We start from the raw sequence: 24,664 nt of genomic DNA, 5'->3' as shown, positions 1-24,664 counted from the left end.
TCTATTTCGTCATATAATATTTAAAGTAAAGACAACTGCTTCTTAAATCTTTCACTGTTTTTGTTTCTGCATAATCTTTTTTTAAAGTAGCAAAATAGGTTCTAAATTGTGCGTTTTTTATCTTATTCAACTTAGCTTGGAGAGATTCTTCTTTTTTAGACCATTCCGGATCGTCATAATTTATTGGTTCATTTGAATTTTCAAACTGGTAATATTTACCTTGTTCCGCACTTGCCATTTGAAATAAAATTCTGGCTTGTTCCTCTTTATTTTTATTTAGAGAAAGTGCCTTTTTGTAAAAATTAATAATTAAATCAAAATTATCAGGTTCTATAAAACTGCTGTCTGTGAAGTTTTTATAATAAAAATGAAAGCTATTATCGGGAGTCCAAAACTGAAATTTTTGTCCATTTTCATTATTAATATCCATTGTAAAAGTCTCTCTGTAATAACCGAGAACAGACGTGTTGTATAATAAATTCCCGATAAGTTGGTTTGCTTTTGCGCCCTTTTCAGAATTTTCATTTGCGATAGAATTAAGCTGAACTGCAATTTGAGACAATTCTAATTTATTCATTTTGTTTTTAATAAAAGGAAAATCTTTTGTATTTGCGGCTTTCATAGAAACCTTTTCTGGACTTCCAAAACTTTCCCAAACATTATGCCCAAAAACCAAGCTTGAAATATTGTGAAATCCGTCATACTCATCTTTTTTAAATTTTATAGGCGCTTCGGTTCTCGTATCTTCCGACCAATCATAAACAATACGTGGAATTCCACTGAAATTTTTAGATTTCTCATAATAATTTTTAGCTTTTTCAAAGTCAGCTTGTCGCATTGCAAAATCTCCGTAAATCACATTAAAGAAAGCTTCTGTATTTCCGACATTGTCCAGATTTTTAGCGATGTATTTTTCGAAATCATTTTTATTTGGTTTTTTGTAAAAATCTTCAACTTCTTTCACCAATTTAGAATTCGGATTATATTGTAAATCTGATAACTGATTATTCATCAGAAAAGATTTTGCATCTTCCCCTTGCAGAAAATAACGATTTGCTAAAATATCTCGGATGAAAGATTCCGTATCTGGTTCATCCATATATGTTTCTGTATTTTTCATTTTTGGAATATTAAAAAAGTCCGCATAATTCTGCATCATTTTATTTTCAAATGTAGCGTCAATTTTTGGTTGAGAAACAATGTCGTTCAGCATTTTCATTTTTTTAATTTCTGCTAAATATTGCACATCATTTGTTTTGATATTACTCAAAATTTCTTGACTTTCAGAATAATCTCTGTTTAAAAATTTTAAATATGCATCTGTCATTTGCCAAAATGCATCATCCGATTTTGCACGCGCTTTTTTAATGAAAGCAGATAATTCTGCGATGAAATTTTTACTCTTATCTTCCATTCCAATGCCATAAGTTTCAAAGTAAATTGGCAAACGTTTGTCTTTCATTTTGCATTTATCATCGTCACAATCAATACGAATTGGCAAATAAGAACGCTCTAATTCATTAATGGATCTTGATGCTAAAATTTTTAAAATATCCGAATCTGCATTATTATCCAGCATTTTTCCCATTAATGGAACAGGATCACTGTAATTGGAATAAGCCAAAAGAAAATACGCCATATTTTTTTCTTCTGTTGTTTCCGCACGTTGTAATAAAGATTGAAAATCATTGTCATTGCTTATTTTCATTGAGGTAAAAGCACTCTGTTTTTTATTTTTAGAATGGATAAAAACTTGGAAGAAATCCCAATTTGCCTCATTCATCAAAAGCAAACCTCTTTCTGCGCCCGCTTTTTGGTCTAAAGCGTACCAATAAATTGGCGTGTCTTTTTTGTAAGGTTCCACATAAGTTTTAAAAGCTTTCACTGCTTCGTCAAAATGTCTTGTGTAATGATTAAAACGTACGATTTGATAAGCATAACGAAGTTTAATTTCAGGAATTTTTGCAGCGTTGTATAAACTTTTTAATGCAACGTTGGTTTTTAAATAATTCAGTTTTGTTGCATTCTTTGGATCTGTCGGTTCCGCTGGGTAAAATGAATCTGCATCTTCCACATAACTAATGCGCATATAAGGTTGCAAATATTTTGCTTCTATTAAATAATCGATTGCTTCTTTGTTTTTGGTGTAGAAACCAACGCCTAATTTTTTAAATAAATCATGAGTTAATTTCCCAGCTTTTAAATTATTTAAATGTTTAATGTCAATCTTTGTAACTAAAGCATTGGTTTCGTCATAAGTCAATTCATTTTTAAAAAAAGTTTGCCATTCCTGAATATTTTCATCGAGAAGTTGAGAATTTCCAGCGCCATAAAACGCATTAGAATAAGTGAGCAAAAATGGTTCGTAAGCTTTATTGGGAATTAAATTTTGTGTAAAAAGATTAAAGTACTCCAAATCTGGATCATACCATGAACAAGCTTTTGTATTCCTACAGAAGAGGATTATGACAAGTAAAATTAATTTTTTCATAGTTTATAGTTTTTAATAAAACGACTGTCGAGTTGATAATAAACAATATTATAAAAAGTGAGTTTATCATTAATAAAATCTAAAGTCTGGTTCAAATCTTCTTGTTTAATGCTTTCAATTTTTACATTAAAACCTTTGCTTAGATAAATACCGAAGTAAAAACCATCATTCAAAACCTCAAAATTATTTCCTGATATTTGTTTAAAATTAATATTATTTTTTAAATCCGACAAGCTTAATGCATTGATTAATTTATGTTTACCCAAATGATTGGTAATAATTCCCCAAGAATAAATAGGTAATGCAATGTCCATTTTTAAAGGATAAGTGTTTAAATCTTGCAAATAATTTTTTAAAGTAGGAACATCTAAAATTGAATTTTTTGTAGAATTTTCCAAAGGAGATGAGGTTGCGTAACACATTAAATATACTTTTTCTACGGGAGGAACTCCTATTAATGGATAATCTCTCACTTGATGCAATCTCAATGTGCAAGTAATATTTTTATGTGAAATATCTTTAAAAACTTCAAGAAAATCAAAATACTGTTCGTTTGTTCCCGCAGTCCAATCACAATCTATTTGTATTTCATCCGTAATTTTTGATTGTAATTCTTTGCTTTTTCTATTAATTAAATTATTGATGCTCTTTGCTAAAAAATTAATTTCATCAGGCGTAATATCATACAAAACTTCATTCTTTATAAAAATGACGGGTACAATTTTTTTGTCTGTTGTAAAACTGGCCTCTTTTGTAATAACGCCGACTGGTTCAAATTTCCCGTTAATTTTATCAATATCAAAAAATCGGGTGTAAAGTAATGGGATTTCAGATTTTTTTAAAGCGTCACTTTCGGCTTGGTTTAAACTTAAATTGGTTCGCCAATAATAAAAAGTATGATTGTGCGGATTTATTTTGTCGCAGGAAGTGAGAAAAATTAATATTACAAAAAGAAAAAGTTTTTTCATTTTCAAATTTATTAAAATTAAAGGGAAACTAAATTTGAATAAATCATTTAGATTAATTTCAAATTGCGATTATTTTGTTAAAGTTTACAAAATAACTTGCGTAGTTTTAGTTTTAGTTTTAGATTCGTAATACATTAACCAATAAAAACAATGTATTATGAAAAAATTTACAATTTTAAAACAATTAAGTGAGATCAGGATGGGTTTCATTTTATTATTTTCTTTTATTCTCTTTGCGGTAACTGCGTCTTCAGTTTTTCAATCGTGTCAATCAGATCGCTATTATGAAGCTGATTTATATTTAGACCGTACGGTAGAAATTAATGCATTTAAAAATTCAATGAAGAATGCAGGGGTTAGATTTAGAAATTCTTCAAATGGTTCCTTATCAAATAGTGCGAAGTCGCCTGTATTTAATGAGAAGGATTTCGTGCTTTTTATTTATCCAGATGCTTTAGAATTAATAAAAGCTTATGGGATTTCGGAGGCGGAATTAATTCAAGAACTTGGAAGTTTAGATCCTGCAAAATTAGATTTAATAGCACAAACAATTGTTGCTGAAGAAAGTTATCTTCAAGAAGGTCAAACAATGGGAATTTTTAATGACGAAGATTTTGCGTTACAATTTATTAGTTTAGCAGGCAATTCTGTCTATGCCCAATCGAATGTTGGAAATTGTATTTTAGAAGCGACAGGAATTAATTCACTAATTCAACTTGGAAGTGGTAGTTTGAAAAAATTAGGTAAAAAAGGTGTAATGAAAATCGTAGGCAAAGTCGCTTCAAAATATCTTGGAGCTATCGGAACTGCAATTGCTGTTTTGGATTTCGCAGATTGTATGGGCTGGTTTGATTAATATTTATAATTATGAAAAATTACATTTTATTAATTTTGTTTGGTATCGGTATAATTTATAATATTTATCTGATAATCTCATTATATAATAGCAAAGAAGACGAGAAGTTCAAAAAATTAAAAATTCAAAATTATTTTTGGATTTTAGTTATATTAATTCTTGCATTTACTTCTAAAGTTGAAAAAATAGGCATATTTGAATAATGATTTTCTTACTTTAAAATACATTGTGAAAAACTCTGCGGATTAAATTTTGTAGAGTTTTTCTTTTGTTAAATAATTATTAAAATAATTACAATTATTTTTAATTCTCTCATTGTCAATTAAAAATATATTCTTACCACTTAAAAATACGAGTTTTGTTGAAATTGTTTAGATTTATTACAAATTGCGAATATTTCGCTAAATTTTAAAAAATAACTTGCATAGTTTTAGTTTTAGTTTTAGTTTTAGTTTCGTAATACATTAACCAATAAAAACAATGTATTATGAAAAAAGTTTTATTATTAGCGGCTTTTGGAGTTGCGGGGATGATGAGTGCAAACACAACGTCACTAACCTCGACCTCAAATCAGAATCCTAATATTAATACTAACGACTTAGTAAGTTTATTATGTGTTACTACAATTTACCGTGTTAATGCAGATGGAAGTCAAACAGTAATTAAAACTGACGTTAGTCTTCAACCAGATGAAAGGTCTTGTAGATTACATGCGCAAATTGTTTTGATGGATGCTCAATTAGCAGCTGAATAAAAAATTATTTAATTTCCAACAAATTGGCTTCTTTTAAAGCCAATTTGTTATGTATGTTTCTATGAAGAATTACTTTTATATGATATTTTGTTTAATTAGTCTTGGATATCATTCTCAAACTTTTGACGCAAATTATAATTTCGATGTTTATAATAAAGACTTAAGAAAAACTTTTGTTTTCCCCGCTAATTTACAGTTTGAAATAAAAACTAAAATAAAGCTTTACAAAGTTCAATTTGGTATCAAACCAAATGGAGATGCGCCTGAAACGTATTTTATTTCTAAAAAAACACCTTTATATTATATTTATGCAAAGCCAGGTGAAAAAAACCTTATTTTAGAAAATATTCCGAATGCAAAAGAGAAAGATTATGTTTTGAACGACGTATATGAGATGAAATGGGTTTTATCTTCAGAATTTAAAATAGTAAATAAGATAAAATTGCTTAAAGCAGAAACAGATTTTAGAGGACGTCACTACATTGCATGGTATGATGAAAAAGTAAAAATATCAGTAGGTCCGTGGAAATTTAAAAATACACCTGGGCTTATTTATGAAGTTTACGATGATGCAAACAGTTTTAAATGGTCATTACTTAATTTTAAAGAAAGTTCAGACGAAATAAAAAATCCCTTTGATTCCTATAAAGGAGAAGTTATATCTTTTCATAAATATCCGAAGTTAAGATATGGTCTCACACCAGAATTAAAGAAAGAATTGGAAAAAATTCCTAATAACCAAGTTTTCGAGCAAGAAAGAAATGGTTTAGAAATAGAATTTGAATGGGAAAAATAAATTTCAGAATATCTTACCTTCTTATTTTAATTTTTTTCAGTGGAAATTTTATCTATTCGCAAAATTATACAATAGGCTACGATGTGAAATTCCGACCAAAAGTTGAAGATAGCACTAAAGTATTTGAAAAATACCTTTTAAACATAAACGCGGAAACGAAAGAGTCATTCTTTAAATTTCAGGATTTAAATTACAGTGATTTTAATGCCAATATTTTTAAAAATTCTTCAAAAGATATTTTCAAAAAGTATGAAATGATATTGTATAAATTCTATTCTTCCGATTACTTATTTCCGACAAAATGGGAACTTTTAAAGCAAAAGAAAGAAATTTTAGGTCATAAATGCGAAAATGCTTCAATTTCATTTGGTGGAAGAGAATGGATCGCTTGGTACACAATGGAAATTCCTATCCAAGATGGACCATATAAATTTTCAGGACTTCCCGGTCTTATATTGGAAATAAGTTCAAATGATAATGATTATCAGTTTTTTGCTACGAGTATTGAAAAAAAAACTGACGCAATAAAACCCTTTCCTGCAATTCCGATGGGGAATTTGCAAAAAGAAATTACGTTTAAAGAAAATATTATTCGTGAACCCGCTGCACAATATAAGCAAAATCTCATGCAAAGTAACATGAAAGTTTCGGTTTCATTTAATGGTAAACAGAGTTCTGATAAAGAAATTATTGAAACAATCAATTCAAGTTTCTTGGAATGGATGGAAGGGCATAATAATCCAATTGAAAAGGGGATGATTTGGGTTAAATAAATTTTATAGTTTAGAATTTTAGCACTTTTTAATTATGAAAAACATCTTTTCTTATAAGAGATGTTTTTATTTTTATAATTTCCTAAATATTTTTAATTCTCTTATTGTCAATTAAAATTTTCTTCATACATTTGCACACTCAATTTAAGGAAAAAGTGTGCCTATTTCAAACGTAGAAATCACGGAAACTTAATGAGAAAACCAGAATATAAATAGATATATATAAATAATGTCAGGTATTATTGGAAAAAAAATCGGGATGACTTCTCTGTTTGACGAAAACGGCAAAAATATGCCGTGTACCGTTATTCAAGCAGGTCCTTGCTCGGTTTTACAGGTCAGAACCATAGAAAAAGATGGGTACAAAGCTGCTCAACTTGGTTTCGATGACAAGAGTGAAAAGAACGTTGGAAAAGCGTTAATTGGCCATTTTAAAAAGGCTGGTTCTACTCCTAAAGCAAAGTTGGTAGAATTCTATAATGAATTCGTTGACGATTTAAAAGTAGGAGATGAAGTGAAAGTAAATTTATTTGCCGCAGGTGAATATGTAGATGTTACAGGAACTTCAAAAGGAAAAGGTTTCCAAGGTGTTGTGAAAAGACACAACTTTGGAGGTGTAATGCAAGCCACTCACGGACAGCACAACAGATTAAGAGCTCCAGGTTCTATCGGTGCAGGTTCCGATCCTTCAAGAGTATTTAAAGGAATGAGAATGGCAGGAAGAATGGGAGGTAATCAGGTTACCGTTCAAAATCTTCAAGTGTTAAAAGTAGATGAAGAGCAGAATCTTTTAGTAGTAAAAGGTGCGATTCCGGGAGCAAAAAATTCTTATGTAATTATTAGAAAATGGAATTAGTAGTATTAAATACATCAGGAAAAGAAACCGGAAGAAAAGTAACGTTTGATGATACTGTTTTCGGTATTGAACCAAACCAACACGCGGTTTACTTAGAAGTGAAGCAATATCTTGCTGCACAAAGACAAGGGACTCACAAGTCTAAAGAGAGAAGTGAAATAGTTGGATCAACTAAAAAGTTGAAAAAACAAAAAGGATCCGGATCTGCAAGATACGGTGATATAAAATCTCCAGTTTTTAGAGGTGGTGGCCGAATTTTCGGACCAAAACCAAGAGATTATAGATTTAAACTGAATAAAGCGTTAAAAAGATTAGCGAAAAAATCAGTTCTTTCTCAGAAAATGAGAGAAAACAGTATTACAGTTTTAGAAGATTTATCTTTTGATGCACCAAAAACCAAAGATTTCATCAAGTTGTTATCAGCTTTGGAATTGACAGGTAAAAAAGCATTATTTATTCTTCCTGAAGCTAATAAAAACGTGTATTTATCTTCTAGAAATTTACCTAAAACGAAAGTAATGAATTATAATGAGATTAGTTCTTACGATATCGTTCATGCAGGTGAAGTAATCTTTTTAGAAGGTGCTATAGAGAAATTTCAAGAAAACTTAAAGAAATAAATCATGTCTATTATCATTAAACCAATTATTTCGGAAAAAGCGAACTATTTGCAAGATTTAAGAGGTGCTTATTCTTTTTTGGTAAATCCAAAAGCGAATAAAATCCAAGTAAGAAATGCGGTAGAAGCAATGTACGGTGTAAAAGTAGCAGACGTAAGAACCATGATTTATGCGCCTAAAGTTTCTGCGAAACAAACCAAAAAAGGACTTCAGGTTGGGAAAACCAACAAATTGAAAAAAGCAATTGTTTCTCTCGCAAGTGGCGAAGTGATTGATATTTTTGCAACTAATTAATAAATAACAATAGTAATGTCTGTTAGAAAATTAAAACCTATCACCCCGGGACAGAGATTCAGAGTTGTAAACAACTTTGATGAAATTACTACCAACAAACCAGAGAAATCTCTTACCGTTGGTATCAGTAAATCAGGTGGTCGTAACAACACTGGTAAAATGACCATGCGTTACACCGGCGGTGGACATAAAAAGAAATACAGAATTATCGACTTCAAGAGAAATAAATTTGATGTTGAAGCAACGGTAAAATCTGTAGAGTATGATCCAAACAGAACTGCATTTATCGCTTTATTAGAATATACAGATGGAGAGAAAAGATATATTATCGCTCCGCATGGTATTAAAGTAGATCAAAAAGTGGTTTCAAGTGAAAGTGCAGAACCAGAAGTGGGGAACGCAATGAAATTGAAAAATATTCCTTTGGGAACAACAATTTCTTGTATCGAATTAAAACCAGGACAAGGTGCAATTATGGCGAGAAGTGCAGGTTCATCCGCACAACTTACTTCCAGAGATGGAAAGTATGCCATCGTAAAATTGCCTTCTGGTGAATCTAGAATGATTTTAGTAGAATGTATCGCTATGATTGGTTCTATATCAAATCATGATCATATGCTTACTGTTTCGGGTAAAGCTGGTAGAAGTAGATGGTTAGGAAGAAGACCAAGAACAAGACCAGTAGTAATGAATCCGGTAGATCACCCAATGGGTGGTGGTGAAGGTAAATCTTCTGGTGGACATCCAAGATCAAGAAACGGAATGCCTGCAAAAGGTTACAAAACGAGAACCAAAAATAAAGCGTCTAACCGTTACATCTTATCTAAAAGAAAATAATTATGTCTAGATCACTTAAAAAAGGACCATTCATTCACTATACATTAGTAAATAAGGTCGCAGCAAATATAGAGTCTAATAAAAAGACAGTTATAAAAACTTGGTCTCGAGCGTCTATGATTTCTCCAGACTTTGTAGGACAAACTTTTGCAGTTCACAATGGGAAATCTTTTATCCCAGTTTATGTAACTGAAAACATGGTTGGTCACAAATTAGGAGAATTCTCACCTACAAGATCTTTTAGAGGTCACGGTGGTAACAAAAATAAAGGAAGCAGATAATGGGATCAAGAAAAAGAGAAAGTGCATTAGCACGTAAAATAGCAAATCAGGATGTGGCAAAATCGTTATATAATGATTGCCCTTCTTCTCCAAGAAAAATGCGTTTAGTTGCAGATATAATCAGAGGAGTAGAAGTAGATAAAGCTTTATCTATTCTTAAATTTTCCAAAAAAGCGGCTTCTGAGAAATTAGAAAAAGTTTTACTTTCTGCAATGGCTAATTGGCAATTGAAAAATGAAGGTCAGGATATTGAAGCAGCAAATCTTATCGTAAAAGAAATTATGGTAGATAGCGCAAGACAATTAAAAAGATTACGCCCTGCACCACAAGGAAGAGGACACAGAATCAGAAAAAGATCTAACCACATTACCTTAATTTTAGGTAATAAAACAGTAAATCAATAATCAAGGTATGGGACAGAAAACAAATCCAATTGGTAATAGATTAGGAATCATCAAAGGATGGGATTCTAACTGGTATGGTGGGAACGATTATGGAGATAGAATTGCAGAAGATTATAAAATCAGAAGATACCTTGAAGCAAGATTGTCTAAAGGTGGAATTTCTAAAATTTATATAGAAAGAACTTTAAAACTTGTTACAGTTACTATTACCACTGCAAGACCTGGTTTAATTATCGGGAAAGGTGGCTCTGAAGTAGATAAATTGAAAGAGGAATTAAAGAAATTAACTGGGAAAGATATTCAAATTAATATTTTTGAAATTAAAAGACCAGAACTGGATGCAGTTTTAGTTGCTGATAGTATTGCAAAACAAATTGAAAACAGAATTTCTTACAGAAGAGCTGTTAAAATGTCAATTGCATCTACTATGAGAATGGGTGCAGAAGGTATAAAAGTGCAAATTTCTGGAAGATTAAACGGAGCAGAAATGGCAAGATCTGAAAACTTTAAAGAAGGTAGAATTCCTTTGTCTACATTTAGAGCAGATATCGATTATCACATTGCTGAAGCCAATACTACTTATGGTAAACTTGGTGTAAAAGTATGGATTATGAAAGGTGAGGTTTATGGTAAGAGAGATCTTACACCATTAGTTGGTCAACAGAAAAAAGGACCATCTACAGGAGGAAATCGTGGAGATAGAGATAATAGAAGACCATCTAGAGATAGAAAATAATTCAAAATTTTAGAAAAACATTTTAAATGACCGTTACTTTTTTAAAATCTAAAATCTAAAATGAGAAGCATTCACCAAATCAAATTTAAGATTTGAATTCGTGAGTAAATTAATCTAAAATTTAAATTATGTTACAACCAAAAAGAACCAAGTTCCGAAAAGTTCATAAGATGAAGATGAAGGGGATTGCCCAAAGAGGAAATCAACTTGCTTATGGAACTTTCGGTATTAAAGCGAATGAAGGAGCTTGGATTACTGCAAGACAAATTGAAGCTGCACGTATTGCTGCGACAAGATATATGAAAAGAGAAGGTCAACTTTGGATCAAAATATTTCCAGACAAGCCAATTACAAAAAAACCAGCCGAAGTTCGTATGGGGAAAGGTAAAGGTGCTGTGGAATATTGGGTATCTGTAGTGAAACCTGGTAAAATAATGTTCGAAGTAGGAGGAGTTCCTTATGATATAGCAAAAGAAGCATTGCGTCTTGCTGCTCAGAAACTTCCTGTAACTACAAGATTTGTAGTAGCGAATGATTTTGTTAAACCTCAATAATCTTAATTAGAAATGAAAAAAGCTGACATCAAAAATTTGAGCGCAGGTGATATTCAAAACAAATTAGCTGAATTAAAAGTAGATTTTAATAAATTAAAACTATCACATTCAATCAGCCCTATTGAAAATCCTATTCAAATTAAAGATTTGAGAAGAACAATCGCGAGACTAGAAACTGAGTTAACAAACAAACAACAATAGAATTTCATTTTATCATGGATAGAAATTTAAGAAAAGAAAGAATCGGAGTAGTTTCCAGCAATAAAATGGAAAAGACCATTGTTGTTAGTGAAACAACTAGAGTAAAGCATCCAATGTATGGAAAGTTCGTTTTGAAAACGAAAAAATATACAGCTCATGATGAAAATAATGAGTGCAACGAAGGAGATACAGTAGAGATAATCGAAACAAGACCTTTGAGTAAAAGTAAAAGATGGAGATTAGTAAGAATCATTGAAAAAGCTAAATAATGTTACAGACAGAATCAAGATTAAAAGTAGCAGATAATACTGGTGCAAAAGAAGTATTAGTAATCAGAGTTCTGGGAGGTACCAGAAGAAGATATGCTTCCGTAGGTGACAAAATTGTAGTAACAATTAAAGATTCTTCACCATCAGGAACTGCAAAAAAAGGACAGGTTTCTAAAGCCGTAGTTATCCGAACTAAAAAAGCGGTTAGAAGAAAAGACGGGTCTTACATTAAATTTGATGATAATGCTTGTGTACTTCTTAATACTACAGGAGAAATGAGAGGAACGCGTGTATTTGGTCCAGTGGCCAGAGAATTACGTGATAAAGAATATATGAAGATCATTTCATTAGCCCCTGAGGTTTTATAAATTTTAAATTAAAAAAAAATGACAAAGTTAAAAATCAAAAGAGGAGATAACGTAATCATCACTACTGGAAGAAAAGAAATCAAAGGTAAAACAGGTGAAGTTATCGAAGTGATCAGAAAAGAAAACAAAGACGCAAGAGTAATTGTTGCCGGTTTAAATATCGTGAAAAGACACACAAAACCATCTGCAGGAAATCCTCAAGGCGGTATTGTAGAGAAAGAAGCTTCAGTACACATCTCTAATGTAATGCTTATAGATCCAAAAACTAAAAAAGGAACTAAAGTAGGTTACAAAATGGAGGGTGACAAGAAAGTTAGAATTTCAAAATCATCTGGTAACACGTTATAATAATTAAGAAGATGGAATATATAGCAAGACCAAAGCTAAACTATAAAGAGAAAATCGTTCCTGCAATGATGGAAGAATTTGGGTACAAATCTATTATGGAAGTGCCTAAATTAGTGAAAATTTGTCTTTCTCAAGGTTTAGGAGAAGCGACTGCAGACAAGAAAATTGTTGATTATGCAGTAGAAGAAATGACGCAAATTACGGGTCAAAAAGCCGTAGGAACTATTTCTAAGAAAGATGAAGCAGCATTTAAATTAAGAAAAGGAATGCCAGTTGGTGCAAGAGTAACACTCAGAGCAGATAAAATGTATGAGTTTTTAGATAGATTAACATCTTCTGCACTACCTCGTATTAGAGATTTTTCTGGTATCAAAGCAGATGGTTTTGATGGTAGAGGAAATTATAATCTTGGTATTACAGAACAAATCATTTTCCCAGAGATTGCAATAGATAAAGTAAAGAAAATCCAAGGGATGGATATTACTTTTGTAACTTCAGCTAAAACCGATAAAGAAGCAAAATCTTTACTTGCTCATTTCGGATTACCTTTTAAAAAGAACTAAGAAATGGCAAAAGAATCAATGAAAGCGCGTGAGCGCAAAAGAGAAGCTACAGTAGCAAAATACGCTGAAAAGAGAAAAGCTCTAAAAGCTGCAGGTGATTTTGAAGGACTTCAAAAATTACCAAAAGATGCTTCACCAGTAAGATTACATAACAGATGTAAATTAACTGGAAGACCAAGAGGATATATGAGGACTTTCGGCTTATCTAGAGTAACATTTAGAGAAATGGCCAATAAAGGTCTAATTCCTGGAGTGAAAAAAGCCAGTTGGTAATAATTTAGAAAAATCGAGGTGAGAAAGTTTAGAGAAATATTCTACTAAATACTGCTCATCATAAACCAATAATTTAAAATGAAGAAATGGTAACAGATCCAATTTCAGATTTCCTAACAAGAGTAAGGAACGCACAAAGCGCAGGCCACAAAGTGGTGGAAATTCCTGCATCAAATATTAAAAAGGAGATTACGAAAATCCTATTTGATCAAGGTTATATCTTAAACTATAAGTTTGAGGATAACGCAGTTCAAGGGACTATCAAAATCGCTCTTAAATATGACAAGCAAACTAATAAACCGGCTATCAAATCTATACAAAGAGCTTCTAGACCAGGTTTAAGACAATACAAAGGTTCAGAAGAACTTCCAAGAGTATTGAACGGACTTGGAGTAGCAATTATCTCAACTTCAAAAGGGTTAATGACAGATAAAACTGCTCGTAAAGAAAAAGTAGGTGGTGAAGTAATTTGCTATGTTTATTAATTGTAAAAAAGGAAGAAATGTCAAGAATTGGTAAATCCATTATAGAAATTCCTGCCGGTGTTACAGTTAACGTTAAAGATAACGTAGTAACAGTTAAAGGTCCCAAAGGAGAACTTACACAGACTCTTACGGAAGGTATTACTTTAGATCAAAAAGATGGCGTCATTACAATAAACCGTCCTTCTGAATCTAAATCACACAAAGCATTACACGGTCTTTATAGAGCGTTAATTCATAATATGATTGTAGGAACTTCAACTGGTTTCACAAAACAATTAGAATTAGTAGGTGTAGGTTATAGAGCATCTCATCAAGGAAACAGATTAGATTTGTCTTTAGGCTTCTCACACGGTATTATTCTTAATCTTCCATCGGAAGTAAGTGTAGATACTTTGACTGAAAAAGGGAAAAACCCGATCATTACTTTAAATTCTTATGATAAACAACTTTTAGGAATGGTTGCTGCAAAGATTAGATCTTTCAGAAAACCAGAACCATACAAAGGAAAAGGCGTGAGATTCGTAGGAGAAAACGTAAGAAGAAAAGCCGGTAAATCTGCATAAAATTTAAAGAAATGGCATTAACAAAAACCCAAAAAAGAAACAGAATAAAAAATAGAGTAAGAGGTAAGATTTCTGGATCTGCTGCATTACCAAGATTGTCTGTTTATAAAAGTAATAAAGAAATCTACGCTCAGTTAGTAGATGACTTTGATGGTAAAACTTTAGCATCAGCTTCTTCTCGTGAGAAAGGTGTAGATTCTAAAGGAACAAAAACGGAAATTTCTGCCGCTGTTGGTAAAAAAATTGCTGAAAAAGCAAAAGCTGCAGGTATAGAAAATATAGTGTTTGATAGAAATGGTTTCGTGTATCACGGTAGAGTAAAAGCTTTAGCAGACGGTGCAAGAGAAGGTGGTTTGAAATTTTAAAATTAAAGAATTATGTTAGGATTTGACAATATAGAAAGAGTAAAACCAGGAGGCTTAGAATTAGCAGATCGTTTGGTTTCCGTAAATAGAGTTACGAAAGTAACAAAAGGAGGTAGAGCATTCGGTTTTTCAGCTATCGTAGTTGTAGGTAATAATGATGGTATCATTGGTTTTGGTTTGGGAAAATCTAAAGAAGTAGCTTCTGCAATTTCTAAAGCGGTGGACGATGCAAAGAAAAATTTAGTAAAAGTTCCTGTAATTAATAATACAATACCTCACCAAACTTCAGCAAGATATGGTGGTGCAGATATTTTCTTAAGACCAGCTTCTGCAGGTACCGGTGTAATAGCAGGTGGTGTAGTTCGTATCGTTGTAGAAAGTGCAGGTATTAAAGATATACTTTCAAAATCTAAAGGATCTTCTAACCCACATAATGTAGTGAAAGCAACTTTCAAAGCATTATTAGAAGTAAGAAAGCCAGAGGAAATTGCTAGAATGAGAGGTATTTCATTAGATAAAGTGTTTAACGGTTAATATTAAAACAATGGCAAAAATTAAAGTAAAACAAGTAAGAAGCGCTATTGGTAGAACCAAAACTCAAAAGAGAACGCTTGAAGCATTAGGATTAAAAAAACTTAATCAAGTGGTAGAACACGATGATTCTCCAGCTGTTCTAGGAATGGTTGCTGCAATTAACCATCTTGTAGAAGTAGTTAAATAATTTTAAATTATAAATTTTAGATATTTTTTAGATGTAAATCTAAAATTTAAAATCTAAAATCTAAAACCTAAGAACAATGAATTTAAATAGTATAAGACCTGCAAGTGGTGCAACGCACAACTCTAAAAGATTGGGTCGTGGACAAGGAAGTGGCAAAGGTGGTACTTCTGCAAAAGGACATAAAGGTCAAAAATCCAGATCTGGATATTCTAGAAAAATTGGTTTTGAAGGTGGACAAATGCCACTTCAAAGAAGATTACCAAAATTTGGTTTTACCAACATCAATAGAAAAGAATACAGAGCAATTAATATTGATACACTTCAAATTTTAGCCGATACCAAAAATATCACTGAAATTACACAAGAAGTATTAGTTCAAAACGGGTTAGCTAAAAAAAGTGAAATCTTAAAGATTATGGGAAGAGGAGAATTGAAAACTGGTGTTTCAATTTCTGCACACAAATTCACAAAATCTGCCGAAGAAGCTATCGCTAAAGCTGGAGGAAAAGCAATTACTCTATAAAATTTACAATGAAATCGAAAGATTACATTTGTCCTAAAAAACAGACAAATATCAAATGAAAGAATTTATACAAACCCTTAAAAATATCTGGAGTCTTAAAGAATTAAGAGATAAAATTCTTATTACTTTATCATTGATTTTAGTGTATAGATTCGCATCTTTTATTTCTTTACCTGCCATTAATATGGCAGAAGTAGGTGATCTTTTAGAAAAATATCAAAGTCAAGGTGGAAGCAAACAAGGAGCTGGTCTTTTAGGTTTGCTTTCCTCTTTTACCGGTGGTGCATTTAGTAGAGCGTCTGTAATGGCATTAGGAATTATGCCCTACATTTCTGCCTCTATTATTGTGCAGTTGATGGGAATGGCTATTCCTTACCTACAGAAATTACAAAAAGACGGCGAAAGTGGCAGAAATACTTTAAACCAAATTACAAGATGGTTAACAATTGGAGTTTGTCTTGTACAAGCACCTTCTTATCTTACAAGTATTACTAATGTATTTTTACCTTACAATCAGTTCGGTTCTGCTTATTTTGTAGATCCAAATTCAGTTATGTTTTGGCTGCCAAGTATCGTAATTCTCGTTGCAGGTTCCGTATTTGCAATGTGGTTAGGAGAAAAAATTACCGATAAAGGTATTGGAAACGGTATTTCAATCTTAATTATGGTAGGAATTTTAGCAGATTTACCATCAGCTTTTATTCAAGAATTTACTACTAAAACTGGTACAGGAGGTTCTGGTGCAATTATGATTTTAATAGAAGTTTTATTCTGGCTAGTTGTGATTTTATTAGCAATAATATTATCAGTAGCAGTAAGAAAAATTCCAATTCAATATGTGAGTAGAGCACAAGCAAGAGGCGGTGTCAATAAAAATTTAATGCAAGGTGCAAGACAATGGATTCCATTAAAGGTAAATGCAGCAGGTGTAATGCCAATTATTTTTGCACAAGCTTTAATGTTTGTTCCAGGTCTTTTAACAGGCGTTGATTCTTCTAATGCTTTTTTAGCAGGATTTAAAGATGTATTCTCTTGGCAATATAATGTTTTATTTGCTTTATTAATTATTGTATTTACATTTTTTTATACAGCAATTACAATCCCTGTTAATCAAATGTCAGATGATTTAAAGAGAAATGGTGGATTAGTTCCAAAGGTAAGACCTGGGAAAGAAACCTCAGATTACCTTGATGATATTTTGTCGAAAATTACCTTGCCTGGTTCAATTTTTTTAGCTATTTTTGCAATCCTTCCCGCAATAGTACATGGTTCACTTGTTTCAACGGATAGATTCGCTCTTTTCTTTGGTGGGACCTCACTTTTGATTATGGTAGGAGTGGTTTTAGATACAGTACAACAAATCAATACTTATCTATTAAATCACCATTATGACGGCTTGATGCAATCAAAATTATCAAGAACGTCTAATAATATATAAATGGCTAAACAGAAACATATAGAACAAGACGGTTTAATTACCGAAGCACTTTCAAACGCACAATTTCGTGTGGAACTAGAAAATGGACATATTTTAATAGCCCATATTTCTGGCAAAATGAGAATGCATTATATTAAACTTTTACCTGGAGATAAAGTTCGGTTAGAACTGTCTCCCTATGATTTATCTAAAGGTAGAATTACATTCAGATATTAATTTCAGAAGAAGTTGAAATTAATATGATAAGAAATAAAGTGAAATCATCGGATTTTACTTTTCATTTAAATATTTAAACGATAGGGAATGTAAACGAAAGTGAGCATTTAACCGTTGGAAAATTAAACAAAAACAAATGAAAGTTAGAGCATCTATCAAAAAAAGAAGTGCTGATTGCAAAATCGTTCGCCGTAAAGGTGTGCTTTTCGTGATCAACAAGAAAAACCCAAAATTTAAACAAAGACAAGGCTAAATTATGGCGAGAATTTCAGGTATTGATTTACCAAAAAACAAAAGAGGAGTAATTGGGCTTACTTATATCTTCGGAGTAGGAAGAAGCACAGCTGCACAAATCTTGAAAAACGCTGGAATCAGCGAAGACAAGAAAGTCAACGAATGGAATGACGATGAATTGGCATTAATCAGAAACTACATTACCGAAAACATTAAAGTGGAAGGTGAATTGCGTTCTGAAACACAATTGAACATCAAGCGATTGATGGACATTGGTTGCCAACGAGGAATACGTCACAGACTTGGATTACCTTTAAGAGGACAAAGAACTAAAAATAATTCTAGAACCCGAAAAGGAAAACGAAAAACTGTTGCTAACAAAAAGAAAGCAAGTAAATAATCGGTAAAGAATTATGGCAAAACAGACTAAAGTAACAAAAAAGAGAAAAGTAAAAGTTGAAGCAATCGGCGAGGCTCATATCCAAGCGACCTTCAATAATATTATTATTTCTTTAACCAACAAAGCAGGAGAAGTTATTTCTTGGGCTTCTGCTGGTAAAATGGGATTTAGAGGTTCTAAAAAGAATACTCCCTTCGCAGCGCAAATGGCTGCAGAAAATTGCTCACAAGTTGCCCACGATTTGGGTCTTCGTAGAGTAAAGGTTTTTGTAAAAGGTCCGGGTGCAGGTAGAGAATCTGCCATCAGAACCATTCACAATTCAGGAATTGAAGTAAGCGAAATCATTGACGTTACGCCAATGCCGCACAACGGATGTAGACCTCCAAAAAGAAGAAGAGTATAATTATTAGAATTTGAAAATTTGAAAGTTTGAAAATTAAAATTATAATGTTTTAAAATTTCAGATCTCAAATCTCAAAATCTCAAATCTTAAACAATATGGCAAGATATATAGGACCAAAAACTAAAATTGCACGTAAATTTGGCGCTGCAATTTACGGAGACGATAAAAGCTTCGAAAAAAGAAAAAACCAACCACCCGGACAACACGGCCCGAACAGAAGAAGAGGAGCTAAAAAATCTGAGTACGCAATCCAGTTAATGGAAAAGCAAAAAGCAAAATATACTTATGGTATTTTAGAAAGACAATTTTCTAATTTATTCGTAAAAGCACATAGTAGTAAAGGAATTACAGGTGAAGTTTTACTTCAACTTTGTGAGTCTCGTCTAGATAACGTGGTTTTCAGACTAGGTTTTGCTAAAAGTAGAGCCGGAGCAAGACAACTTGTTTCTCACCGTCACATAACTGTGAATGGTGAATTAGTAAACATTCCTTCTTACATTTTAAAAGCAGGCGATCAGATTGCCGTAAGAGAGAAATCTAAATCTCTTGAAGTAATCGCAGATTCTTTAGCTTATAAATCTAATTATGAGTGGTTACAGTTCAATGACGAAACTAAAACTGGTACTTTTACTTCAGCGCCTGAAAGAATTCAGATTCCTGAAGACATCAAAGAACAGTTGATCGTCGAACTTTACTCTAAATAATAATCAAATTTTTGCTCAACCCAATTATATGGCAATTTTAACATTTATAAAACCCGACAAAGTAATACTAATAAAATCTGATGATTTTAAAGGACAGTTTGAATTCAGACCCCTTGAATCTGGTTTTGGTCTTACCATCGGTAATGCATTGAGAAGAGTTTTACTTTCTTCTCTTGAAGGATATGCTATTTCTTCTATCAAAATAGAAGGTGTAGAGCACGAATTTTCAACAATTAAAGGTGTTATAGAAGACGTTACAGAAATAGTTTTAAACCTTAAACAACTAAGACTTAAAGCAAAATCTGAAGGCGCTTCTGCAGAACAAGTTTCTGTAAAACTTTCTGGTAAAGAAGTAATTACAGCAGGTGATTTAGGTAGTTCAATAAACGGTTTTGAAGTTTTAAACCCCGAATTGGTTATTTGTAATCTAACTAAAGCAGTTACTTTTGAAATTACTTTTAATATAGAAAAAGGTAGAGGTTACGTTCCTTCAGAACAAAACAAATCTGCAAATGCACCTCTTGGTACAATTGCAATAGATTCTATCTTTACGCCAATCAAAAAAGTACAATACACTGTTGAAAACTATCGTGTAGAGCAAAAAACAGACTACGAAAAACTGATTTTGGATATTGAGACAGACGGTTCAATCTCTCCTCAAAATGCATTAACTGAAGCTTCTAAAATATTAATTTATCATTTCATGTTATTCTCCGATGAGAGAATTACTTTGGAAACAGAAGCAGTGAAAGCCTCCATTCAGTATGACGAAGAAACACTTCACACACGTCAACTTTTAAAATCAAAATTAGCAGATATGGATCTTTCCGTAAGAGCACTAAATTGTTTGAAAGCGGCAGAAGTAGAAACTCTTGGAGAACTTGTTTCTTACAGTAAGTCTGATTTGATGAAATTCAGAAATTTTGGTAAAAAATCTCTGACAGAACTAGAAGAATTAGTGCACGCAAAAGGGCTAAACTTTGGCTTTGATGTGGCGAAATATAAATTAGACGCAGATAAATAAATTATAATGAGACACGGTAAAAAATTTAATCATTTAGGAAGAACTACATCTCACAGAAGCGCGATGCTTTCTAACATGGCTTGTTCTCTTATTGAGCATAAAAGAATTAATACAACGGTTGCGAAAGCAAAAGCGCTAAGAGTTTTTGTAGAACCAATTCTAACGAAATCTAAAGAAGATTCTACTCACAATAGACGTACAGTTTTCTCTTATCTTCAAAGCAAAGAAGCAGTTACTGAATTGTTCAGAACAATTGCTCCCAAAATTGCTGAAAGACCAGGAGGTTACACAAGAATCATTAAAACTGGTTTCAGATTAGGTGATGCGGCAGATATGGCGATGATAGAATTGGTAGATTTCAACGATATCTATAATCCAAACGAAGCGGAGAAGAAAACTACTAGAAGAAGTAGAAGTGCTTCTAAAGCTAAAAAAGCTCAACCAATTGCAACAATTGCAGATGCAAAAGTAGAAGCTAAAGCTGAAGAAACTGTAACTGATGCAGTAGTTGAAGAACCAACTGTGGAAGCTGCAGATACAACAGAAGAAAAAACAGCAGAATAAATTTCTAAAAGCTTTTTTAAATATAAAATCCGTCTCATTATTTAATGTGACGGATTTTTTGTTAATTTATTTAATATTTAATTACATATTAATGTTTAATTCTGCTTTTGATAATTCCGCCAGAAGCCTCTTTTATGTGGCAAGAACTGATGAAGTAATAAACCAAGAATTCAATTTTTTTTAATTTGTTCTCACCAAAGGAATTACTTTGTCATCTTGAGTAATAATTAAAGAATCTTTCGTCAATTTTGCAACTACACCATTTCTTTCAAATACCATAGATGCGGAATCTGCATCTTTTTTATCCAGAACATACTTCATATTGTTTGCTTTTATAGTTATTCTGTGATCATTTCCTTCATTTTGGAAACTTAAATTGGCACGTTCAGAATTAGTTGCGAGATAAGTGAAACTCTTACTTTCATCCATTTTTAATGAATTGATATTAGAAGTTACATTTTTAGTATTGGCTGTATTTTCTTTTTTGCAAGCCATTAAACTTAAACCCAAAATGGCGGTTATTACAACGGTGTTTTTCATAATATTTTATTTATTGTTAAAGTTAAGAACTTTAATTTTAATTTTAAATTTCAATTCAATTTAATAAAATCTTATGTCAAATGGAATTGCAAGATTATTGGATTTGTTTACGCTTTAAAGAAATTAAAAAAAGGATTTGCTTAAGACTTTAAGTAAATGTTTGGCAATTGATTTATGAAAGCGCAAAAAAACACCTTTGTAATATTAAAAATTATCTTCAATTATTGTGAATTCACTTTTATTGATTTCTTTTCCATTTGCATTAAAATATTTACCACCAGTTTGTTTATCGTTTTCATAAAAAATGAAGGCGTGTGATCCGTCAGGAAGAATCAGGTTAGCTTCACCTTCCATTTTATCTTTCACAAATTTAGCTGTGTAATACTTTCCATTCGGAAAAATGATTTTTCCTTTGCCGTCCATTTTATCATCTTTATATTCTCCTTCGTATTTTAAACCGTTTACATAATAAGTTATTCCTTTTCCATTCTTTTTATCGTTGTTGAACTCTCCTTCATAATAATCGCCATTGGGATATACCATTTGGCCAAATCCGTCCATATTTCCTCTTTTCCATTGTCCTATGTAAAATCTTCCACTGTCCCATGCATAAATACCTTGCCCATGTTTTCTTCCTAAATTGTTATGCTCTCCACTATAAAAAGCTGTAGATTCAAAAAATGTTTTTTTTGCCTGTAAAGTTTCATCCCAAACCCAGGCTGCATTTTTCATCGTTTCCGAAGGATACATATTTGAACCTTTTTTTGCTTGGAAAGTTGTTAGTTTTTTACCCAATAAATAAAGATCTTTTACGTAATCATTTGAATTGGCGAAGGTGTAAAAAGAAACACCATTTACAACACCATTATTGTAATTATAATTTCTTTTATCTCCGTTACTGAACTGAAATTCTGCGGGACCGAAAGCCTTGTTTTTCACATAACTTAGACGCAAAACCCCTTCTGAACTATATATTGCCGCTTTTCCTTCTCGAAGACCGTTTTTGTAGAAACTTACTACAGCATTTTTTGCATCCTTATTAATCTGTCCTCTACCATTGGCTTTTCCATTCAAAAAAAGACCAACAAATACCTCACCATGGGGCAAAGTCAGACTGCCTTTTCCGTTTTCACAGTCTCCTTTACAGAAGCCAGAATTTTTATCAATAAAATCTTCAGCTGATATATTTAGAAATGGAGCGGCGTCTTTTTCTGCGGCTTTTACTTCATTAAGATAATTATTATCGCGTGTTTTCTCTGCATTATATTTTGCCAATCTTTCGGCAGGAGTTTCTGGGCGGTTTTGTTTATTGGCATTCACATACTTTTCCACAGCGTTTTTATCTACTCCCCTCGGCGAATAAGGTGTATTTCCTTTTGCAGTTTGGGCTGCAGTTTTTGCCATATCGCGCTCACCATAAGTCATCCCGTTTTGGTCTTTTTCTCCCAATTGTCCACTAATCTGAAGACATACTAGAAACAAACTTAGAAACAGCAAGCATTTTTTTAAATTAAAAATCTGTCTCATTTATATTTTTTTATATTTTAAATGCTAAAATCATGTTACTTTAAGTCAAAAAGATTGGTTTGCAAATTTATTAATGTATTTGCTCAATCTGGTCCTTATTATTATGTAAAATTAATGAATTTCAAGAAAAACACTAAATAATTTCATATAATTGTTAGAATGTAAATTTAGAAAAATTTTTTTTGGCTAATGACAAAACTTTTGAATTTAAACAACTTTTCAAAATTGAATAAACAAACTTATAAGGTTAAAATAATGCGGACCATAAATACAAAAAAATACAAAATATCAATTTTTTCATTTTCCCCAAATATTACGTAAATTTGCTGTCGTTTAATTATTAATATATTTAAAAAACAAAATAAAACCATGAGTTACATTTCTTACATTGAAGCCCGACAAATTTTAGATTCCCGAGGAAATCCTACAATAGAAGTAGATGTTCATACAGAAAATGGTTCTATGGGAAGAGCTGCAGTTCCTTCTGGTGCTTCTACTGGCGAACATGAAGCTGTAGAATTACGAGATAATGGAAAGGAATTTGGTGGAAAAGGTGTGCTGAAAGCAGTAGAAAATGTAAAAGAAGTTATTGCACCAGAAATTATTGGTATTTCTGTTTTCGAGCAAAATTACATCGATATGTTAATGATTGAATTAGATGGAACACCTAATAAAGCCAATCTTGGTGCAAATGCAATTCTTGGTGTGTCTTTGGCGGTTGCAAAAGCGGCAGCTTTAGATTTAAAAATTCCTTTGTACAAATATATCGGCGGCGTAAATGCAAACACACTTCCTGTTCCAATGATGAATGTAATAAATGGCGGTTCTCATTCAGATGCGCCGATTGCGTTTCAGGAATTTATGATAATGCCTGTAAAAGCAGATTCTTTTTCTCACGCTCTACAAAAAGGAACAGAAATTTTTCACGAATTAAAATCAATATTGAAGAAGAGAGGTTTATCAACTGCAGTTGGTGATGAAGGTGGTTTTGCACCAACGTTTGATGGTACAGAAGATGCGCTCGATACTTTAACACAAGCAATCACAAATGCGGGTTATAAAGCAGGAGACGATATTATGTTTGCTTTAGATGCCGCTTCTTCAGAATTTTATGTTGATGGAAAATACGATTACAGAAAATTTGAAGGTGAAAATGGCGCGGTTAGAACGCGTGAAGAACAGGTAGATTATTTAGCGGAATTGGCCTCAAAATATCCCATTATTTCTATTGAAGACGGAATGGATGAAAATGATTGGGAAGGCTGGAAACTTTTAACAGAAAAATTAGGAAAAACTGTTCAAATCGTTGGTGATGATTTATTTGTGACAAATACTGAAATTTTAACTAAAGGAATTAAAACTGAAACAGCCAATTCTATCTTAATTAAAGTAAACCAAATCGGAACTTTATCGGAAACGATGGCCGCTGTTCAGATGGCGCAAAATAACAAATACACAACAGTAATGTCTCACCGTTCTGGTGAAACTGAAGATTCTACAATTGCCGATTTAGCTGTGGCGATGAATTGTGGACAAATAAAAACGGGTTCAGCTTCACGTTCAGATCGTATGGCAAAATACAACCAACTTTTAAGAATTGAAGAAGCGTTGGGCGACACTGCAATTTTTCCAGGACTTGATGCATTTAAAATAAAACGCTAATTGATAGAGTGTCATCAAAATTACATTCTATTACTTTTAATAGTCACTGTGGA

The 24,664-nt window shown here is 32.1% G+C and carries 37 protein-coding genes; 33 read left to right on the top strand and 4 right to left on the bottom strand.

What is annotated here, in order from left to right; all coding sequences use genetic code 11:
• Nucleotide 1: 1 nt before the first annotated feature.
• Together ACN0WB_RS08835 and ACN0WB_RS08830 are read right to left on the bottom strand one after the other, a co-directional pair.
• The gene (locus ACN0WB_RS08835; protein ID WP_417430908.1) at nt 2-2,491 is read right to left on the bottom strand and encodes a hypothetical protein; all 2,490 of its coding nucleotides are present in this window, start codon (nt 2,489-2,491) and stop codon (nt 2-4) included.
• Nucleotides 2,488-3,459, bottom strand: coding sequence for a hypothetical protein (locus ACN0WB_RS08830; protein WP_417430906.1), 972 nt, complete (start codon nt 3,457-3,459; stop codon nt 2,488-2,490). Before ACN0WB_RS08830 ends, ACN0WB_RS08835 begins: the two co-directional genes overlap by 4 nt.
• 157 nt (nt 3,460-3,616) lie before the next feature.
• Here ACN0WB_RS08830 and ACN0WB_RS08825 point away from each other — a divergent pair, with 157 nt between their 5' ends.
• From ACN0WB_RS08825 to rplQ, 32 genes are all read left to right on the top strand, one after another.
• Nucleotides 3,617-4,315 (top strand): hypothetical protein, encoded by a 699-nt coding sequence (locus ACN0WB_RS08825; protein WP_417430904.1) that lies wholly within the window; start codon nt 3,617-3,619, stop codon nt 4,313-4,315.
• 487 nt (nt 4,316-4,802) lie between these two features.
• Nucleotides 4,803-5,069 carry a hypothetical protein gene (locus ACN0WB_RS08820; protein WP_417430902.1) on the top strand — a complete coding sequence of 89 codons (267 nt, stop codon included), beginning with the start codon at nt 4,803-4,805 and terminating at the stop codon, nt 5,067-5,069.
• A 79-nt stretch (nt 5,070-5,148) separates the two neighbouring features.
• Nucleotides 5,149-5,865, top strand: coding sequence for a GLPGLI family protein (locus ACN0WB_RS08815; protein WP_417430900.1), 717 nt, complete (start codon nt 5,149-5,151; stop codon nt 5,863-5,865).
• Nucleotides 5,853-6,638 carry a GLPGLI family protein gene (locus ACN0WB_RS08810; RefSeq protein WP_417430898.1) on the top strand — a complete coding sequence of 262 codons (786 nt, stop codon included), beginning with the start codon at nt 5,853-5,855 and terminating at the stop codon, nt 6,636-6,638. Before ACN0WB_RS08815 ends, ACN0WB_RS08810 begins: the two co-directional genes overlap by 13 nt.
• A gap of 229 nt (nt 6,639-6,867) precedes the next feature.
• Nucleotides 6,868-7,494 (top strand): 50S ribosomal protein L3, encoded by a 627-nt coding sequence (gene rplC, locus ACN0WB_RS08805; protein ID WP_417430896.1) that lies wholly within the window; start codon nt 6,868-6,870, stop codon nt 7,492-7,494.
• Nucleotides 7,485-8,114 carry a 50S ribosomal protein L4 gene (rplD, locus tag ACN0WB_RS08800; protein ID WP_417430895.1) on the top strand — a complete coding sequence of 210 codons (630 nt, stop codon included), beginning with the start codon at nt 7,485-7,487 and terminating at the stop codon, nt 8,112-8,114. The genes rplC and rplD overlap by 10 nt, the downstream gene beginning before the upstream one ends.
• A gap of 3 nt (nt 8,115-8,117) precedes the next feature.
• The gene (rplW, locus tag ACN0WB_RS08795; RefSeq protein ID WP_417430893.1) at nt 8,118-8,408 is read left to right on the top strand and encodes a 50S ribosomal protein L23; all 291 of its coding nucleotides are present in this window, start codon (nt 8,118-8,120) and stop codon (nt 8,406-8,408) included.
• 15 nt (nt 8,409-8,423) lie between these two features.
• Nucleotides 8,424-9,245: a 50S ribosomal protein L2 gene (gene rplB / locus ACN0WB_RS08790; RefSeq protein WP_417430891.1), complete on the top strand. Its 822-nt coding sequence runs from the start codon at nt 8,424-8,426 to the stop codon at nt 9,243-9,245.
• A gap of 2 nt (nt 9,246-9,247) precedes the next feature.
• Nucleotides 9,248-9,526 carry a 30S ribosomal protein S19 gene (gene rpsS, locus ACN0WB_RS08785; protein WP_417430889.1) on the top strand — a complete coding sequence of 93 codons (279 nt, stop codon included), beginning with the start codon at nt 9,248-9,250 and terminating at the stop codon, nt 9,524-9,526.
• The gene (gene rplV, locus ACN0WB_RS08780; RefSeq protein ID WP_417430887.1) at nt 9,526-9,930 is read left to right on the top strand and encodes a 50S ribosomal protein L22; all 405 of its coding nucleotides are present in this window, start codon (nt 9,526-9,528) and stop codon (nt 9,928-9,930) included. Before rpsS ends, rplV begins: the two co-directional genes overlap by 1 nt.
• Before the next feature lie 7 nt (nt 9,931-9,937).
• Nucleotides 9,938-10,666, top strand: coding sequence for a 30S ribosomal protein S3 (rpsC, locus tag ACN0WB_RS08775; protein WP_417430885.1), 729 nt, complete (start codon nt 9,938-9,940; stop codon nt 10,664-10,666).
• A 128-nt stretch (nt 10,667-10,794) separates the two neighbouring features.
• Entirely contained in the window at nt 10,795-11,220 is a 426-nt protein-coding gene (gene rplP / locus ACN0WB_RS08770) for a 50S ribosomal protein L16 (RefSeq protein WP_417430883.1), read from the top strand.
• 12 nt (nt 11,221-11,232) lie between these two features.
• Nucleotides 11,233-11,421 carry a 50S ribosomal protein L29 gene (gene rpmC / locus ACN0WB_RS08765; protein WP_417430881.1) on the top strand — a complete coding sequence of 63 codons (189 nt, stop codon included), beginning with the start codon at nt 11,233-11,235 and terminating at the stop codon, nt 11,419-11,421.
• 11 nt (nt 11,422-11,432) lie between these two features.
• The gene (gene rpsQ, locus ACN0WB_RS08760; RefSeq protein ID WP_417430963.1) at nt 11,433-11,690 is read left to right on the top strand and encodes a 30S ribosomal protein S17; all 258 of its coding nucleotides are present in this window, start codon (nt 11,433-11,435) and stop codon (nt 11,688-11,690) included.
• The gene (gene rplN / locus ACN0WB_RS08755; RefSeq protein ID WP_090079669.1) at nt 11,690-12,058 is read left to right on the top strand and encodes a 50S ribosomal protein L14; all 369 of its coding nucleotides are present in this window, start codon (nt 11,690-11,692) and stop codon (nt 12,056-12,058) included. The genes rpsQ and rplN overlap by 1 nt, the downstream gene beginning before the upstream one ends.
• A gap of 18 nt (nt 12,059-12,076) precedes the next feature.
• Nucleotides 12,077-12,406: a 50S ribosomal protein L24 gene (gene rplX / locus ACN0WB_RS08750; protein WP_417430878.1), complete on the top strand. Its 330-nt coding sequence runs from the start codon at nt 12,077-12,079 to the stop codon at nt 12,404-12,406.
• Between the two features lie 11 nt (nt 12,407-12,417).
• Complete coding sequence (gene rplE / locus ACN0WB_RS08745; RefSeq protein ID WP_417430876.1) at nt 12,418-12,969, top strand: 50S ribosomal protein L5; 552 nt, start codon at nt 12,418-12,420, stop codon at nt 12,967-12,969.
• Between the two features lie 3 nt (nt 12,970-12,972).
• Nucleotides 12,973-13,242, top strand: coding sequence for a 30S ribosomal protein S14 (rpsN, locus tag ACN0WB_RS08740; RefSeq protein WP_090079666.1), 270 nt, complete (start codon nt 12,973-12,975; stop codon nt 13,240-13,242).
• Between the two features lie 86 nt (nt 13,243-13,328).
• Entirely contained in the window at nt 13,329-13,727 is a 399-nt protein-coding gene (gene rpsH / locus ACN0WB_RS08735) for a 30S ribosomal protein S8 (protein ID WP_417430874.1), read from the top strand.
• A 17-nt stretch (nt 13,728-13,744) separates the two neighbouring features.
• Complete coding sequence (gene rplF / locus ACN0WB_RS08730; RefSeq protein ID WP_417430872.1) at nt 13,745-14,290, top strand: 50S ribosomal protein L6; 546 nt, start codon at nt 13,745-13,747, stop codon at nt 14,288-14,290.
• Between the two features lie 11 nt (nt 14,291-14,301).
• A complete protein-coding gene (rplR, locus tag ACN0WB_RS08725) occupies nt 14,302-14,655 on the top strand; it encodes a 50S ribosomal protein L18 (protein WP_417430870.1) in 354 nt (117 codons plus the stop codon).
• Between the two features lie 12 nt (nt 14,656-14,667).
• Nucleotides 14,668-15,189: a 30S ribosomal protein S5 gene (gene rpsE / locus ACN0WB_RS08720; protein WP_417430868.1), complete on the top strand. Its 522-nt coding sequence runs from the start codon at nt 14,668-14,670 to the stop codon at nt 15,187-15,189.
• Nucleotides 15,190-15,199: 10 nt separating this feature from the next.
• A complete protein-coding gene (gene rpmD, locus ACN0WB_RS08715) occupies nt 15,200-15,376 on the top strand; it encodes a 50S ribosomal protein L30 (protein WP_417430866.1) in 177 nt (58 codons plus the stop codon).
• A 76-nt stretch (nt 15,377-15,452) separates the two neighbouring features.
• Nucleotides 15,453-15,899: a 50S ribosomal protein L15 gene (rplO, locus tag ACN0WB_RS08710; RefSeq protein WP_417430864.1), complete on the top strand. Its 447-nt coding sequence runs from the start codon at nt 15,453-15,455 to the stop codon at nt 15,897-15,899.
• 55 nt (nt 15,900-15,954) lie between these two features.
• Nucleotides 15,955-17,337, top strand: coding sequence for a preprotein translocase subunit SecY (secY, locus tag ACN0WB_RS08705; protein ID WP_417430862.1), 1,383 nt, complete (start codon nt 15,955-15,957; stop codon nt 17,335-17,337).
• Nucleotides 17,338-17,553: a translation initiation factor IF-1 gene (gene infA, locus ACN0WB_RS08700; RefSeq protein ID WP_090079658.1), complete on the top strand. Its 216-nt coding sequence runs from the start codon at nt 17,338-17,340 to the stop codon at nt 17,551-17,553. It abuts the gene before it with no gap.
• Between the two features lie 136 nt (nt 17,554-17,689).
• A complete protein-coding gene (gene rpmJ, locus ACN0WB_RS08695) occupies nt 17,690-17,806 on the top strand; it encodes a 50S ribosomal protein L36 (protein WP_007839480.1) in 117 nt (38 codons plus the stop codon).
• Between the two features lie 3 nt (nt 17,807-17,809).
• Complete coding sequence (rpsM, locus tag ACN0WB_RS08690) at nt 17,810-18,187, top strand: 30S ribosomal protein S13 (RefSeq protein ID WP_417430859.1); 378 nt, start codon at nt 17,810-17,812, stop codon at nt 18,185-18,187.
• A 13-nt stretch (nt 18,188-18,200) separates the two neighbouring features.
• Nucleotides 18,201-18,590, top strand: coding sequence for a 30S ribosomal protein S11 (gene rpsK / locus ACN0WB_RS08685; protein ID WP_103912931.1), 390 nt, complete (start codon nt 18,201-18,203; stop codon nt 18,588-18,590).
• 95 nt (nt 18,591-18,685) lie between these two features.
• Nucleotides 18,686-19,294 carry a 30S ribosomal protein S4 gene (gene rpsD / locus ACN0WB_RS08680; protein ID WP_417430857.1) on the top strand — a complete coding sequence of 203 codons (609 nt, stop codon included), beginning with the start codon at nt 18,686-18,688 and terminating at the stop codon, nt 19,292-19,294.
• Between the two features lie 28 nt (nt 19,295-19,322).
• The gene (locus ACN0WB_RS08675; RefSeq protein ID WP_417430855.1) at nt 19,323-20,318 is read left to right on the top strand and encodes a DNA-directed RNA polymerase subunit alpha; all 996 of its coding nucleotides are present in this window, start codon (nt 19,323-19,325) and stop codon (nt 20,316-20,318) included.
• 6 nt (nt 20,319-20,324) lie between these two features.
• Nucleotides 20,325-20,882 carry a 50S ribosomal protein L17 gene (gene rplQ / locus ACN0WB_RS08670; RefSeq protein ID WP_417430853.1) on the top strand — a complete coding sequence of 186 codons (558 nt, stop codon included), beginning with the start codon at nt 20,325-20,327 and terminating at the stop codon, nt 20,880-20,882.
• A gap of 180 nt (nt 20,883-21,062) precedes the next feature.
• Here rplQ and ACN0WB_RS08665 read toward each other — a convergent pair whose 3' ends face one another.
• Both ACN0WB_RS08665 and ACN0WB_RS08660 read right to left on the bottom strand, forming a co-directional pair.
• Entirely contained in the window at nt 21,063-21,422 is a 360-nt protein-coding gene (locus ACN0WB_RS08665) for a hypothetical protein (protein WP_417430851.1), read from the bottom strand.
• A gap of 204 nt (nt 21,423-21,626) precedes the next feature.
• Nucleotides 21,627-22,949 (bottom strand): MORN repeat-containing protein, encoded by a 1,323-nt coding sequence (locus ACN0WB_RS08660; RefSeq protein ID WP_417430849.1) that lies wholly within the window; start codon nt 22,947-22,949, stop codon nt 21,627-21,629.
• A gap of 369 nt (nt 22,950-23,318) precedes the next feature.
• Between ACN0WB_RS08660 and eno the strand changes: the two genes are divergently transcribed.
• On the top strand, nt 23,319-24,611 hold the full coding sequence (gene eno, locus ACN0WB_RS08655; protein ID WP_417430847.1) for a phosphopyruvate hydratase: 1,293 nt from the start codon (nt 23,319-23,321) through the stop codon (nt 24,609-24,611).
• Nucleotides 24,612-24,664 lie beyond the last annotated feature (53 nt).

Source organism: Halpernia sp., from assembly GCF_048269545.1.
GTDB lineage: Bacteria > Bacteroidota > Bacteroidia > Flavobacteriales > Weeksellaceae > Halpernia.
This window is presented reverse-complemented; position numbering and strand designations above follow the sequence as displayed.